Source organism: Pseudomonas sp. NIBRBAC000502773, from assembly GCF_006517195.1.
GTDB lineage: Bacteria > Pseudomonadota > Gammaproteobacteria > Pseudomonadales > Pseudomonadaceae > Aquipseudomonas > Aquipseudomonas marginalis.
This window is the reverse complement of sequence record NZ_CP041189.1, coordinates 2,161,211-2,174,323: the sequence shown is the minus strand read 5'-3', so window position 1 is coordinate 2,174,323 and position 13,113 is coordinate 2,161,211. Positions and strand designations below refer to the sequence as shown.

At 60.0% G+C, this 13,113-nt stretch carries 15 protein-coding genes; all 15 read left to right on the top strand.

The window, feature by feature from the left end; genetic code table 11:
* The first annotated feature begins 30 nt into the window (after positions 1–30).
* Complete coding sequence (gene iscU, locus NIBR502773_RS09970; RefSeq protein ID WP_003175965.1) at positions 31–417, top strand: Fe-S cluster assembly scaffold IscU; 387 nt, start codon at positions 31–33, stop codon at positions 415–417.
* A 28-nt stretch (positions 418–445) separates the two neighbouring features.
* The gene (gene iscA / locus NIBR502773_RS09965) at positions 446–769 is read left to right on the top strand and encodes an iron-sulfur cluster assembly protein IscA (protein ID WP_024077295.1); all 324 of its coding nucleotides are present in this window, start codon (positions 446–448) and stop codon (positions 767–769) included.
* Positions 770–777: 8 nt separating this feature from the next.
* Complete coding sequence (gene hscB / locus NIBR502773_RS09960) at positions 778–1,299, top strand: co-chaperone HscB (protein ID WP_027605413.1); 522 nt, start codon at positions 778–780, stop codon at positions 1,297–1,299.
* 53 nt (positions 1,300–1,352) lie between these two features.
* Positions 1,353–3,215, top strand: a complete 1,863-nt coding sequence (gene hscA, locus NIBR502773_RS09955) for a Fe-S protein assembly chaperone HscA (protein WP_108574640.1) — start codon at positions 1,353–1,355, stop codon at positions 3,213–3,215.
* A gap of 3 nt (positions 3,216–3,218) precedes the next feature.
* On the top strand, positions 3,219–3,560 hold the full coding sequence (fdx, locus tag NIBR502773_RS09950; protein WP_027605415.1) for an ISC system 2Fe-2S type ferredoxin: 342 nt from the start codon (positions 3,219–3,221) through the stop codon (positions 3,558–3,560).
* A 14-nt stretch (positions 3,561–3,574) separates the two neighbouring features.
* Positions 3,575–3,775: a Fe-S cluster assembly protein IscX gene (gene iscX / locus NIBR502773_RS09945; RefSeq protein ID WP_017846180.1), complete on the top strand. Its 201-nt coding sequence runs from the start codon at positions 3,575–3,577 to the stop codon at positions 3,773–3,775.
* Between the two features lie 91 nt (positions 3,776–3,866).
* Positions 3,867–4,292: a nucleoside-diphosphate kinase gene (gene ndk, locus NIBR502773_RS09940; protein ID WP_017846179.1), complete on the top strand. Its 426-nt coding sequence runs from the start codon at positions 3,867–3,869 to the stop codon at positions 4,290–4,292.
* A 29-nt stretch (positions 4,293–4,321) separates the two neighbouring features.
* The gene (gene rlmN / locus NIBR502773_RS09935) at positions 4,322–5,470 is read left to right on the top strand and encodes a 23S rRNA (adenine(2503)-C(2))-methyltransferase RlmN (protein WP_027605416.1); all 1,149 of its coding nucleotides are present in this window, start codon (positions 4,322–4,324) and stop codon (positions 5,468–5,470) included.
* 12 nt (positions 5,471–5,482) lie between these two features.
* The gene (pilW, locus tag NIBR502773_RS09930; RefSeq protein WP_115487246.1) at positions 5,483–6,241 is read left to right on the top strand and encodes a type IV pilus biogenesis/stability protein PilW; all 759 of its coding nucleotides are present in this window, start codon (positions 5,483–5,485) and stop codon (positions 6,239–6,241) included.
* Positions 6,241–7,245, top strand: coding sequence for a RodZ family helix-turn-helix domain-containing protein (locus NIBR502773_RS09925; RefSeq protein WP_141155951.1), 1,005 nt, complete (start codon positions 6,241–6,243; stop codon positions 7,243–7,245). The genes pilW and NIBR502773_RS09925 overlap by 1 nt, the downstream gene beginning before the upstream one ends.
* A gap of 2 nt (positions 7,246–7,247) precedes the next feature.
* Positions 7,248–8,357: a flavodoxin-dependent (E)-4-hydroxy-3-methylbut-2-enyl-diphosphate synthase gene (gene ispG, locus NIBR502773_RS09920; protein WP_003175952.1), complete on the top strand. Its 1,110-nt coding sequence runs from the start codon at positions 7,248–7,250 to the stop codon at positions 8,355–8,357.
* Positions 8,358–8,380: 23 nt separating this feature from the next.
* Complete coding sequence (gene hisS, locus NIBR502773_RS09915) at positions 8,381–9,670, top strand: histidine--tRNA ligase (RefSeq protein ID WP_092489908.1); 1,290 nt, start codon at positions 8,381–8,383, stop codon at positions 9,668–9,670.
* Positions 9,671–9,711: 41 nt separating this feature from the next.
* The gene (locus NIBR502773_RS09910; protein ID WP_027605420.1) at positions 9,712–10,353 is read left to right on the top strand and encodes a YfgM family protein; all 642 of its coding nucleotides are present in this window, start codon (positions 9,712–9,714) and stop codon (positions 10,351–10,353) included.
* Entirely contained in the window at positions 10,346–11,497 is a 1,152-nt protein-coding gene (gene bamB / locus NIBR502773_RS09905) for an outer membrane protein assembly factor BamB (protein ID WP_027605421.1), read from the top strand. Before NIBR502773_RS09910 ends, bamB begins: the two co-directional genes overlap by 8 nt.
* Positions 11,498–11,636: 139 nt before the next feature.
* The gene (gene der, locus NIBR502773_RS09900; protein WP_053135513.1) at positions 11,637–13,106 is read left to right on the top strand and encodes a ribosome biogenesis GTPase Der; all 1,470 of its coding nucleotides are present in this window, start codon (positions 11,637–11,639) and stop codon (positions 13,104–13,106) included.
* Positions 13,107–13,113: the final 7 nt, after the last annotated feature.

Here is a 13,113-nt window from a genome sequence, read left to right as displayed (position 1 = left end):
AGCGGCCCTGATGAGTGAGGATTCAGTACCATGGCTTACAGCGAAAAGGTCATCGACCACTACGAAAACCCGCGCAACGTCGGCAAGATGAACGCGGAAGATCCTGATGTCGGCACCGGCATGGTCGGCGCTCCGGCGTGCGGCGATGTGATGCGCCTGCAGATCAAGGTCAACGACGCCGGCGTTATCGAAGACGCCAAGTTCAAGACTTACGGTTGCGGTTCGGCCATCGCCTCCAGCTCCCTGGCGACCGAATGGATGAAAGGCAAGACCCTGGATGAGGCTGTGACTATCAGCAATACCCAGCTGGCCGAAGAACTGGCCCTGCCGCCAGTGAAAATCCACTGCTCCGTGCTCGCTGAAGACGCCATCAAGGCGGCCGTTCGCGACTACAAGCAGAAGAAAGGCTTGATCTAAGCATTTGGCGACGAGTAAGGAGTCAACGATGGCTATCAGCATGACAGAAGCGGCTGCGCGGCACGTGCGACGCTCCCTGGATGGGCGCGGTAAAGGTGAGGGGATTCGTCTGGGTGTTCGCACCACGGGCTGCTCCGGCCTTGCCTATGTGCTGGAGTTCGTCGACGAGGTGGTCGATGAGGACCAAGTGTTCGAAAGTCACGGCGAGAAAGTGATTATCGACCCTAAAAGCCTGACCTACCTGGACGGCACCGAACTCGATTTCGTCAAGGAAGGGTTGAACGAAGGCTTCAAGTTCAACAACCCCAACGTACGCGGTGAATGTGGCTGCGGCGAAAGCTTCAACATCTGAGGCTATTCGTGGGTACTCCTTGTCATTTCGCTTTGTTCGAGCTGCAGCCGAGTTTTCGGCTGGACCTCGAGCAGCTTGCCACGCGCTACCGAGAATTGGCGCGTGGGGTGCATCCGGACCGTTTTGCTGACGCCTCCGAGCGTGAGCAACGCCTGGCGCTGGAGCAGTCGGCCAGCCTCAACGAAGCCTATCAGACGCTCAAGAGCCCTCCTAAACGCGCGCGTTACTTGCTCGCGATGAACGGTGGCGAGTTGCCGCTGGAAGTGACCGTGCACGACCCGGACTTCCTGATGCAGCAGATGCAATGGCGTGAAGAACTCGAAGACCTGCAGGACGAAGCCGATGTGGCGGGTGTCGCGGTCTTCAAGCGTCGTCTGAAAGTTGCCCAGGATGAGCTCAACGAAAGCTTCGCAGCCTGTTGGGACGATGCAGCGCAACGTGAACAGGCCGAGCGCCTGATGCGGCGCATGCAGTTCCTCGACAAGCTCACCTACGAAGTGCGCCAGCTGGAAGAGCGCCTCGACGATTAACCCAGTGTGCTGCCCGTGATGCGCGCCTGATAGACAGATAAGACCTGATTACCATGGCTCTACTGCAAATCGCCGAACCCGGCCAAAGCCCTCAACCGCACCAGCGTCGCCTGGCGGTGGGGATTGACCTGGGTACCACCAATTCCCTGGTTGCTGCCTTGCGCAGCGGCCTGTCCGAGCCGCTGCCCGACGCTGACGGCCAGGTGATCCTGCCGTCCGCCGTGCGCTATCACGCTGACCGCACCGAAGTCGGTGAGTCGGCCAGGTTGGCGGCGTCTACCGATCCTTTGAACACCGTGCTGTCGGTCAAGCGCTTGATGGGTCGCGGCCTGTCCGACGTCAAGCAATTGGGCGACCAGCTGCCGTACCGCTTTGTCGGTGGCGAATCCCATATGCCGTTCATCGACACCGTCCAGGGCCCGAAAAGCCCGGTGGAAGTGTCGGCGGATATCCTCAAGGTGCTGCGCCAGCGCGCGGAAACCACGCTGGGTGGCGAACTGGTCGGTGCGGTGATCACCGTCCCGGCGTATTTCGATGATGCACAGCGCCAGGCCACCAAGGACGCGGCGAAACTCGCCGGCCTGAACGTGTTGCGCCTGCTCAACGAGCCGACTGCTGCGGCCGTGGCCTATGGCCTGGACCAGCATGCCGAAGGCCTGGTCGCTATTTACGACCTGGGTGGTGGCACTTTTGATATTTCGATCCTGCGCCTGACTGGCGGCGTGTTCGAAGTACTGGCTACCGGTGGCGATACAGCGCTGGGTGGCGATGACTTCGACCACGCCATCGCGGGTTGGATCATCAGCAGCGCCGGCTTGTCCGCTGACCTGGATCCGGGCGAGCAGCGTAACTTGCTGCAAACGGCCTGTGCAGCCAAGGAGGCGCTGACTGACGCTGCTTCTGTTGATGTTTCCTACGGCAGTTGGTGCGCCAAGCTGACTCGCGAAGCCTTCGATTCGCTGATCGAACCGATGATCGCCCGCAGCCTGAAAGCCTGCCGTCGAGCCGTGCGTGACTCCGGTATCGAGCTGGAAGACGTCGGTGCCGTGGTCATGGTCGGCGGTTCAACCCGTGTGCCGCGGGTTCGCGAGGCCGTTGCCCAAGCCTTTGGTCGCCAACCGCTGACGGAAATCGACCCGGACCAGGTGGTCGCCATCGGTGCCGCCATCCAGGCTGATACCCTGGCCGGCAACAAGCGTGATGGCGGCGAATTGCTGTTGCTTGACGTCATCCCGCTGTCCCTGGGGCTGGAAACCATGGGTGGCCTGATGGAGAAGGTGATTCCGCGCAACACCACCATCCCCGTCGCGCGCGCCCAGGACTTCACCACCTACAAAGATGGCCAGACGGCCATGATGATTCATGTGCTGCAAGGTGAGCGCGAGCTGATCAGCGACTGCCGCTCCCTGGCCCGCTTTGAATTGCGCGGCATCCCGGCCATGGTCGCGGGTGCGGCGAAGATTCGCGTGACCTTCCAGGTCGACGCCGACGGCCTGCTCAGCGTCGCCGCGCGCGAACTGGCGTCCGGCGTTGAAGCCAGCATCCAGGTCAAGCCGTCCTATGGTCTGACTGACGGTGAAATCGCCAAGATGCTCAAGGATTCGTTCCAATACGCCGGCGACGACAAGGTCGCGCGCGTACTGCGCGAGCAACAAGTGGATGCCCAGCGCCTGCTCGAAGCGGTGCAGGGCGCCCTGGATGCCGACGGCGAGCGGCTGCTGGATGCCGAAGAGCGCATGGTCATCGACCTGCAGATGCAGGAACTGGCCGAACTGATGAAAGGCAACGATGGTTACGCCATCGAGCAACAGACCAAGCGCTTGTCGCAGGTCACTGACGCCTTTGCCGCCCGCCGCATGGATCAGACGGTGAAAGCCGCACTGGCCGGGCGCAACCTGAATGAAATCGAGGAATAATTAATGCCGCAGGTCATTTTTCTGCCACACGCCGAGCATTGCCCGGACGGTATGGTTGTTGAGGCTGAGACCGGCAAGTCCATCCTCGAAGTTGCCCATGACAACCACATCGAGATCGAAAGTGCCTGTGGTGGTGTGTGTGCCTGCACCACTTGCCACTGCATCATTCGCGAAGGCTTCAATAGCCTGGAAGAGGCCGATGAGTTGGAAGAGGATTTTCTTGATCGCGCCTGGGGCCTGGAAGCCACTTCTCGCCTAAGCTGTCAGGCCAGGGTCGGGACTGAAGACATTACCGTCGAAATTCCGAAATATTCGCTCAACCATGCGGCCGAAGCGCCGCACTGATTCAAGGAAGTGTCATGAGTCTTAAATGGGTTGATGTGCAAGAGATCGCTATCCTGTTGGCCGACGGCAACCCGGATATGGATCCCTATTCCCTGAATTTTGTTGCTTTGCGTGACATGGTCATGGCCTTGCCAGGCTTTGATGATGAGCGCGATCGCGGCGGCGAAAAGGTTCTGGAAGCTATCCAGACTGCCTGGAAAGAAGAACAGGACTGACGCCTCCCTTACGCAGTTAGGCAATACCCAAGAACCCGCGTATAATTCGCGGGTTTAATTTTTCGTAAATTACCGTTTCTGGAGTTACACCATGGCTGTTCAACGTACTTTCTCCATCATCAAGCCTGACGCTGTTGCAAAAAACGTCATCGGCGAGATCACCACTCGTTTCGAAAAAGCCGGCCTGAAGGTTGTAGCTTCGAAACTCAAGCAACTGTCCAAGGCTGAAGCTGAAGGCTTCTACGCTGAGCACAGCGCTCGTGGCTTCTTCGGCGACCTGGTTGCCTTCATGATCTCCGGTCCTGTTGTTGTTCAGGTTCTGGAAGGCGAAAACGCCATCGCTCTGAACCGTGAGCTGATGGGCGCTACCAACCCTAAAGAAGCCGCTGCCGGCACCATCCGTGCTGACTTCGCTGACTCCATCGACGCCAACGCTGTACACGGTTCGGACTCCGAAGCCGCTGCTGCTCGCGAAATCTCGTACTTCTTCGCAGCTACCGAAGTAACCACTCGCTAAGCATCGGCTTAAAGAGTGAGGGTGAATCCATGACGACATCGACTGTAAAAACCAACCTGCTGGGTCTGACTCAACAGGAAATGGAAAAATTCTTCGACTCAATCGGGGAGAAGCGTTTCCGTGCCGGTCAGGTAATGAAATGGATTCACCACTTTGGCGTCGACGATTTCGACGCCATGACGAACGTCAGCAAGGCCCTGCGCGACAAGCTCAAGGCTATTGCTGAAGTACGTGGCCCCGAAGTGGTCAGCGAGGACATCTCCAGCGACGGCACCCGTAAGTGGGTGGTGCGCGTAGCGTCCGGCAGCTGCGTCGAGACCGTGTACATTCCCCAGGGCAAGCGCGGCACCTTGTGCGTTTCGTCCCAGGCAGGCTGTGCCCTGGACTGCAGTTTCTGCTCCACCGGCAAGCAAGGCTTCAATAGCAACCTCACCGCCGCCGAAGTGATCGGCCAGGTGTGGATTGCCAACAAATCCTTTGGCAGCGTCCCGGCGACCGTCGACCGTGCCATCACCAACGTGGTGATGATGGGCATGGGTGAGCCGCTGCTGAACTTCGACAACGTCATCGCAGCCATGCACCTGATGATGGACGACCTGGGCTACGGCATCTCCAAGCGCCGTGTGACCCTGTCGACCTCCGGCGTGGTCCCGATGATCGATGAGCTGGCCAAGCACATTGACGTCTCCCTGGCGTTGTCGCTGCACGCACCCAATGACGCATTGCGTAACCAATTGGTGCCGATCAACAAGAAGTATCCGCTTAAGATGCTGCTCGAATCCTGCCAGCGTTATATGGCGACCTTGGGCGAGAAGCGTGTGCTGACCATTGAGTACACCATGCTCAAGGATGTTAACGACAAGGTCGAACACGCGGTTGAGATGATTGAACTGCTCAAGAACACCCCGTGCAAGATTAACCTGATTCCGTTTAACCCGTTTCCACATTCTGGTTACGAGCGGCCAAGCAACAACGCCATTCGCCGTTTCCAGGATCAACTGCACCAGGCCGGCTACAACGTCACCGTGCGCACCACCCGTGGTGAAGACATCGACGCCGCCTGTGGTCAATTGGTCGGGCAGGTGATGGACCGTACCCGCCGCAGCGAGCGCTATATCGCCGTGCGTGAATTGAACGCCGCCGACGATCTGCCGCAAATTGCTGTGAATCGAATCTGAGAGAGGATCTCTATGCCCTTGCGCCTTGCGCTGCTTTTGCTGGTTACCGGCCTCGCCGCCGGTTGTGTTTCATCGGGCCATGACAGCCCTTTGCAAACCGGCAAGGGCCGTGACGAGGCGCGGGTTGCCTATGTGCAACTGGGGTTGGGTTACCTGCGACAAGGCATGAGCGAGCAGGCCAAGGTGCCGTTGAAAAAAGCCCTTGAACTGGACAGCGACGATGCCGACGCCAACGCTGCGCTGGCCCTGGTGTTCCACGCCCAGGCCGAGCCTGAACTGGCTGACCGGTACTTCAACAAAGCCCTGGCCGCACGGCCTGCCGATCCGAAACTGCTGAACAATTACGGCAGTTTCCTGTTCAAGCAAAAGCGTTATGAGCAGGCCGCCCTTTATTTCCAGCAAGCCAGTACCGATACCCTCTATCCTGAGCGCGCACGGGTGTTCGAGAACCTTGGGGTAACCTCGATGCGCCTCGGCCAGCGCGACAGCGCACGCCAGCAGCTGGAAAAAGCCCTGCACTTGAACGGCCATCAGCCACGAGCGCTGCTCGAAATGGCTGAGTTGTCCTACGAAGACAGGCATTATGTGCCGGCACGTGACTATTACGAGCGTTTTAGCCTGCTCAGCGGGCAAAATGCACGTAGTCTATTGCTCGGCGTGCGCCTGGCGACGGTTCATGAAGAACACGACACGGCCGCACGTTTTGGCCAGCAACTCGAACGACTCTATCCCGGTACGCCGGAATATCAGCAATACCTGTCGGAGCAATGATGAAAGCGGCGCACCCGGAAGTTGTAGCAGCTAATCGCGTAAACCCAGGCGACACCTTGCGTCAGGCCCGCGAAAGCAATGGTTGGTCGCTGGCGGAAGTGGCCCTCAAGCTCAATTTGACCACCACCTCCCTGGGCAACCTTGAGGCCGGCGCATTCGACAAGCTGCCTGGGCATACCTTCGCCCGTGGCTATATCCGCGCCTACGCCAAGTTGCTGGGCATCGACCAGGCCGTGTTGGTCCAGGAGTTCGACCAGTTCACCGGCACCGACTCCCAGGGCAGCAACGTGCATGGCCTGGGGCGCATCGAAGAACCGGTGCGGGTTTCCCACACAATCCTGCGTATTGTCAGCCTGTTGCTGCTGATCGCCGTGATCGGCGGCGGTTTCGTCTGGTGGCAAGACCAGACGTCCCAGCGCAGTAAGGACCTGACCAGCAACGCCATGGAGCACGTCGAAGTCGAAAGCGCCGACGGCACCACCCAGATTCATCCGCTGGATGAGCCGGAAGACCAGGCCGTAGCCCAAGGCCAGGCTGCCCCCGAAACCCCGGCCGCCGCTGAGCCGTCCGAGCCGGAAAGCGCCTCGACCGCCGCCGTACCGGCCCCAGTGACACCGGCAGCGCCAGCTCACACGCCCGCGGCTCCGGTTGCCCAGGCTCATACACCGGCCGCTCCGGCCCCGGCGCCAGCGACTACTACGGCGCCAACCGCTCCGACAGCCCCGGCGATTTCACCACCCACCACCCCTGCGTTGATCGCCGGTGACGGGCGTGTACAAATTACCTTCGTCGCTGACTGCTGGACGCAAGTCACCGATGGCAACGGCAAAGTGCTGGCCAGTGGTCTCAAGCGTAAGGGCGATACGCTCGACCTGGGCGGCAAGCCTCCTTTGACGCTGCGTCTGGGCTTCGCCCGTGGCGCGCAAGTGGCCTACAACGGCCAGCCTGTAGACGTAGCGCCGTTCACCACTGGCGAGACCGCTCGCCTGAAGTTGGGACAATAGTCATGCACGGCGAATCTCCAATCAAACGTCGCGTATCGCGCAAGATCTGGGTCGGCTCGGTGCCGGTGGGTGGCGACGCCCCCATCGCGGTACAGAGCATGACCAACAGCGACACGAATGACGTTGCCGCTACCGTTGCCCAGATCAATCGCCTGGAAGCGGCCGGGGTAGACATCGTTCGGGTATCCGTCCCGGACATGGACGCTGCCGAGGCGTTCGGTCGCATCAAGCAGCTGGTCAAGGTGCCGCTGGTTGCCGACATTCACTTCGACTACAAGATCGCCCTGCGCGTGGCCGAGTTGGGTGTCGATTGCCTGCGTATCAACCCGGGCAACATCGGTCGTGAAGACCGTGTGCGCGCCGTGGTGGACGCTGCCCGTGATCGCGGGATCCCGATCCGCATCGGCGTCAACGCCGGTTCCCTGGAAAAAGACCTGCAAAAGAAGTACGGCGAGCCGACCCCGGCAGCGCTGGTCGAGTCTGCACTGCGTCACGTTGAGCATCTGGAGCGCCTGAACTTCCAGGACTTCAAGGTCAGCGTAAAGGCCTCCGACGTGTTCATGGCGGTGGAAGCCTACCGCCTGCTGGCCAAGGAAATCGTGCAGCCGCTGCACCTGGGGATCACCGAAGCCGGTGGTTTGCGCTCAGGCACAGTGAAATCTGCGGTGGGTCTCGGTATGCTGCTCGCCGAAGGGATTGGCGATACTATCCGCATCTCGTTGGCGGCAGACCCGGTAGAGGAAGTGAAAGTCGGCTACGACATTCTCAAATCCCTGCGTTTGCGTTCCCGCGGCATCAACTTCATTGCCTGCCCGAGTTGCTCGCGGCAGAACTTCGACGTGGTGAAAACCATGAACGACCTGGAGTTGCGCCTCGAAGACCTGCTGGTGCCGCTGGATGTTGCAGTGATCGGTTGTGTGGTCAACGGCCCGGGTGAAGCCAAGGAAGCCCATGTGGGCTTGACCGGCGGTACACCGAACCTGATTTACATCGACGGTAAGCCGTCGCAGAAGTTAACGAATGACAATCTGGTGGATGAGCTGGAAAAGCTGATCCGCGAGAAAGCGGCCGAAAAGGTCGCGGCTGACGCAGCGCTGATCGCTCGCGGCTGATTGGACGAATTTAAGGATTTGATGTGAGCAAGTCTCTGCAAGCCATTCGTGGCATGAACGACATCCTGCCGGAGCAAACGCCGCTGTGGCGCTACTTCGAGGGGACTGTCGCGCGCCTGCTGGATAACTACGGTTACAAGCAGATCCGCATGCCGATCGTCGAGTTCACCGAGCTGTTCAAGCGCTCCATCGGTGAAGTGACCGACATCGTCGAAAAAGAGATGTACACCTTTGAAGACCGTAACGGCGACTCCCTGACCTTGCGTCCGGAAGGTACCGCCGCGTGCGTGCGCGCCGTGCTTGAGCATGGCCTCACCGGTGCTGGCCAGCCACAGAAACTGTGGTACATCGGCCCGATGTTCCGTCACGAACGTCCACAGAAAGGCCGTTATCGCCAGTTTCATCAGATCGGCCTGGAAGTGTTCAACATCGACGGCCCGGACATCGACGCGGAGCTGATCGTGCTGACGTGGCGCCTATGGGGCCTGCTGGGCATCCGCGACGCGGTCAAGCTTGAGCTCAACAGCTTGGGCACCAGTGAATCCCGCGGCCGCTATAAAGTGGCCCTGGTCGAGTACCTGTCCGCCCATCTGGACAAGTTGGATGAAGACAGCCAGCGTCGTTTGAAGACCAACCCGTTGCGCGTCCTCGATACCAAGAACGCCGACACCCAGGCCGTGCTGGTCAATGCACCGAAAATGGCCGATTACCTGGACGACGAATCCCGCATTCATTTCGAAGGCCTCAAGGCTCGTCTGGACGCGGCCGGCATTCCGTTCGTGATCAATACCAAGCTGGTGCGTGGCCTCGATTACTACAGCAAGACCGTGTTCGAGTGGGTCACCGACAAGCTCGGCGCCCAGGGTACCGTGTGTGCGGGTGGCCGTTACGACGGCCTGGTCGAGCAGATGGGCGGCAAGCCGACCACCGGCGTGGGCTTCGCCATGGGGATCGAGCGGCTGATCCTGCTGCTGGAAACCCTGGAGAAGGTTCCGGAAGAAATCTCCCGTCAGGTGGACGTGTACCTGTGCGCCTTTGGCGAGGCCGCCGAACTGGCTGCCCTGGCCCTGAGCGAAAAAGTACGTGACCAGTTGCCCAACCTGCGCCTTCAGGTCAATGCCGGCGCAGGCAGCTTCAAGAGCCAGTTCAAGAAGGCTGACAAGAGCGGTGCGCTGTACGCACTGATCCTTGGCGATGACGAGCTGGCCCAGCAAGTGATAGGTTTCAAACCCCTGCGTGGCCAGGGCGAGCAACAGAACATTGCCTTTGATGCGCTCGCTGCGCACTTGGCCACCTGCGTCGTGCAGGGTTGAAGCTGTCGAACAGCCGAATTTAGCGATTAAGGAGTATTGGGGTGTCGAGTACTGATGATGAGCAGTTGGCCGAGTTCAAGGACTGGTGGCAGCGTAACGGCAAGCCCCTGGTTACTGGCGGTCTGCTGGCTTTAGTGGTGGTGTTCGGCTGGCAAGCCTGGACAAAGTATCAGGCCAACCAGTCCCAGGGCGCCTCGATCGTTTATCAGCAATTGCTGGAAACCACCCTGACGCCGGACGGCAAGCCCGACCCCGCGCAGGTTGCAGACCTGGCAGGCAAGCTGAAGAACGAATTCGGCGGCAGCACCTACGCCCAATATGGCAGCCTGTTCGTCGCGAAAGTCGCGGTCGATACCGGCAAGCTGGATGACGCCGCCGCAGAACTCAAGGCCATCGCCGACAAGCCGACCAACCCGACCCTGGGTGAAATCGCGCGTCAGCGCCTGGCCCAGGTATTGGCGGCACAGAACAAGGCTGACGAAGCACTCAAACTGCTCGACGGCGATGCGGACAAGGCATTTGTAGCCACTCGCGAAGAGCTCAAGGGCGACCTGTTGGTCCAATTGGGTCGTACCGACGAAGCCAATGCTGCGTACAAGAAAGCCAAGGCGGCGCTGTCTGATGAAGCGGCGGTCGGTGGCTTACAAATCAAGCTGGACGACTTGGCCAAAGGGGATGCATGACGTGATCCGTTGGAAACATGCAGCATTGCTGGCTCTGGCCGTTCTGGCCGCGGGTTGCAGCAGCAACAGTAAAAAAGAACTGCCTCCGGCCGAGCTGACCAGCTTCAAGGAAGAAGTCGTCCTGCAAAAGCAATGGAGCCGCTCCATCGGTGATGGCCAGGGCGAGACCTACAACATGTTGGTGCCGGCAATCGACGGTGACAACATTGTGGCCGCTGACGTAACCGGCGTGGTGATCTCCATGGATCGCATGAACGGCGACGTGAAGTGGAAGAAAGACCTCGAATTGCCTGTATCCGGCGCCGTAGGCGTGGGTTACGGCATGGTCATGCTCGGCACGCTCAAGGGCGAAGTCGTGGCGCTGGACTCCAGCACCGGTGAAGAGAAATGGCGCGCTCGCGTGACCAGTGAAGTCCTCGCACCGCCTGCCACCAACGGCGATATCGTCGTGGTGCAAACCCAGGATGACCGTGTGATCGGCCTGGACGCCAGCACCGGCGAACAGCGTTGGTTGTACGACAGCACCCCGGCGGTGCTGACCTTGCGCGGTACCAGTGGTCCGGTTGTGACCAACAATCTGGCCGTTGCAGGCCTATCGACCGGTAAAGTAGTCGCCCTGGATACCAGGAACGGCGTGCCGGCCTGGGAAACCCGTGTGGCCATCCCCCAAGGTCGTTCCGAGCTGGATCGCGTAGTGGACATCGACGGTGGCTTGCTGCTGTCGGGTGAAACCCTCTACGTCGCCACTTACCAGGGCCGCGTTGCCGCGCTGGACCTGCAGAGCGGCCGTGTCAACTGGCAGCGTGATGCTTCCAGTTATGCGGGTGTCGCCCAAGGGTTTGGCAGCGTCTACGTAAGCCTGGCGTCCGGCACCGTTGAAAGTGTCGACGAGCGTTCCACCACTGCACTGTGGAGCAATGACTCCCTGGCCCGTCGTCAACTGTCGGCCCCGGAAGTGTTCTCCAGCTATGTAGCGGTCGGCGACTTCGAAGGCTACCTGCACCTGCTGAGCCAGGTGGATGGTCGTTTTGTAGGTCGTGAGCGTATCGACAGCGACGGCCTGCGTGCCCGTCCGCTGGTGGTGGGCAACATGCTTTATGTGTATGGCAACAGCGGCAAGCTGGAAGCCCTGACCATCAAGTAAAGGTTTGACTATGCTTGGGGTAAAACCCAGGCGGCCCCGCTTCGGCGGGGCATGCGGCATTTGAATATGCTGCCCCGAGCACCAGCCGCTGCCTTGCAGCGGCTTTTGTATTTTCTGAAATAACGAAGTGGAGAGCCGCATGGTTCCCGTAATCGCCCTGGTGGGCCGACCTAACGTCGGCAAGTCCACCTTGTTCAACCGCCTGACCAGGACTCGTGACGCCATCGTCGGCGACTTGTCCGGTCTGACCCGTGATCGCCAATACGGTGAGGCAAAGTGGCAAGGGCGCTCCTACATTATTGTCGACACCGGTGGTATCTCCGGTGATGAGCATGGCATGGACGAAAAGATGGCCGAGCAGTCCCTGCTGGCCATTGAAGAAGCCGATGTCGTGTTGTTCCTGGTGGACGCCCGCGCGGGCTACACCGCTGCCGACCAGATGATTGGCGAGCACCTGCGCAAGCGCAACAAGCGTTCCTATCTGGTCGCCAACAAGATCGACAACATCGATCCTGAGGCGGCCCGTGCCGAATTCAGCCCGATGGGTCTTGGCGACGCGATCCCGGTCGCCGGTGCCCACGGTCGCGGCATCACCCAGATGCTGGAAATCGCCCTGCGCGACTTCCCTAAGGATGACGCCGAGGAAGAAGAAGGCGAAGAAGAGATCGTTGCCGAAGGCGAGGAAGCCAAGCGCATTCCGGGCCCAAGCGAAAAAGACGGTATCAAGATTGCGATCATCGGCCGCCCGAACGTGGGCAAGTCGACCCTGGTCAACCGCATGCTCGGTGAAGACCGGGTAATCGTCTACGACCAGCCCGGCACCACCCGCGACAGCATCTACATCCCGTTCGAGCGTAACGACGAGAAGTACACGCTGATCGACACCGCCGGTGTGCGCAAGCGCGGCAAGATCCACGAGGAAGTTGAAAAGTTCTCCGTGGTGAAAACCCTGCAGGCGATCAAAGACGCCAACGTGGTGATCTTCGTGATGGACGCCCGCGAAGGCGTGGTGGACCATGACCTCAACCTGCTGGGCTTCGCCCTCGAAGCCGGTCGGGCGCTGGTTATTGCGATCAACAAGTGGGACGGCATGACGCCGAGCGAGCGCGATTTCGTCAAGATCGAGCTGCAGCGCCGCCTGTTCTTCGTCGAGTTCGCCGATATCCACTTTATCTCGGCCCTGCACGGCACGGGTGTGGGCAACCTCTACGCCTCCGTACAGAACTCGTTCAAGTCCGCCGTGACCCGCTGGCCGACCAACCGTCTGACCCAGATCCTCGAAGACGCCGTTGGCGAGCACGCACCGCCGATGGTCAACAACCGCCGGATCAAACTGCGTTACGCCCACTTGGGTGGTGCCAACCCGCCGATTATCGTGATCCACGGTAACCAGATCGAGAAGGTGCCCAAGTCCTACGTGCGTTATCTGGAAAACACCTACCGCCGTGTCCTGAAACTGGTTGGTACGCCGATCCGTATCGAGTTCAAGGGTGGCGAGAACCCGTACGAAGGCAACAAGAACACATTGACTGACCGTCAGGTGAACAAAAAGCGTCGTTTGATGACTCACCACAAGAAGGCCGACAAGAAGCGTCGCGACAAGAAATAGCAGCCGC

Bases quoted from the DNA above. Each gene is read 5' to 3' on its own strand.
- iscA (WP_024077295.1), top strand. From the start codon at position 446: ATGGCTATCAGCATGACAGAAGCGGCTGCGCGGCACGTGCGACGCTCC.
- bamB (WP_027605421.1), top strand. From the start codon at position 10,346: ATGCATGACGTGATCCGTTGGAAACATGCAGCATTGCTGGCTCTGGCC.
- hscA (WP_108574640.1), top strand. From the start codon at position 1,353: ATGGCTCTACTGCAAATCGCCGAACCCGGCCAAAGCCCTCAACCGCAC.
- der (WP_053135513.1), top strand. From the start codon at position 11,637: ATGGTTCCCGTAATCGCCCTGGTGGGCCGACCTAACGTCGGCAAGTCC.
- rlmN (WP_027605416.1), top strand. From the start codon at position 4,322: ATGACGACATCGACTGTAAAAACCAACCTGCTGGGTCTGACTCAACAG.
- ndk (WP_017846179.1), top strand. From the start codon at position 3,867: ATGGCTGTTCAACGTACTTTCTCCATCATCAAGCCTGACGCTGTTGCA.
- iscU (WP_003175965.1), top strand. From the start codon at position 31: ATGGCTTACAGCGAAAAGGTCATCGACCACTACGAAAACCCGCGCAAC.
- NIBR502773_RS09925 (WP_141155951.1), top strand. From the start codon at position 6,241: ATGAAAGCGGCGCACCCGGAAGTTGTAGCAGCTAATCGCGTAAACCCA.
- ispG (WP_003175952.1), top strand. From the start codon at position 7,248: ATGCACGGCGAATCTCCAATCAAACGTCGCGTATCGCGCAAGATCTGG.
- fdx (WP_027605415.1), top strand. From the start codon at position 3,219: ATGCCGCAGGTCATTTTTCTGCCACACGCCGAGCATTGCCCGGACGGT.
- pilW (WP_115487246.1), top strand. From the start codon at position 5,483: ATGCCCTTGCGCCTTGCGCTGCTTTTGCTGGTTACCGGCCTCGCCGCC.
- iscX (WP_017846180.1), top strand. From the start codon at position 3,575: ATGAGTCTTAAATGGGTTGATGTGCAAGAGATCGCTATCCTGTTGGCC.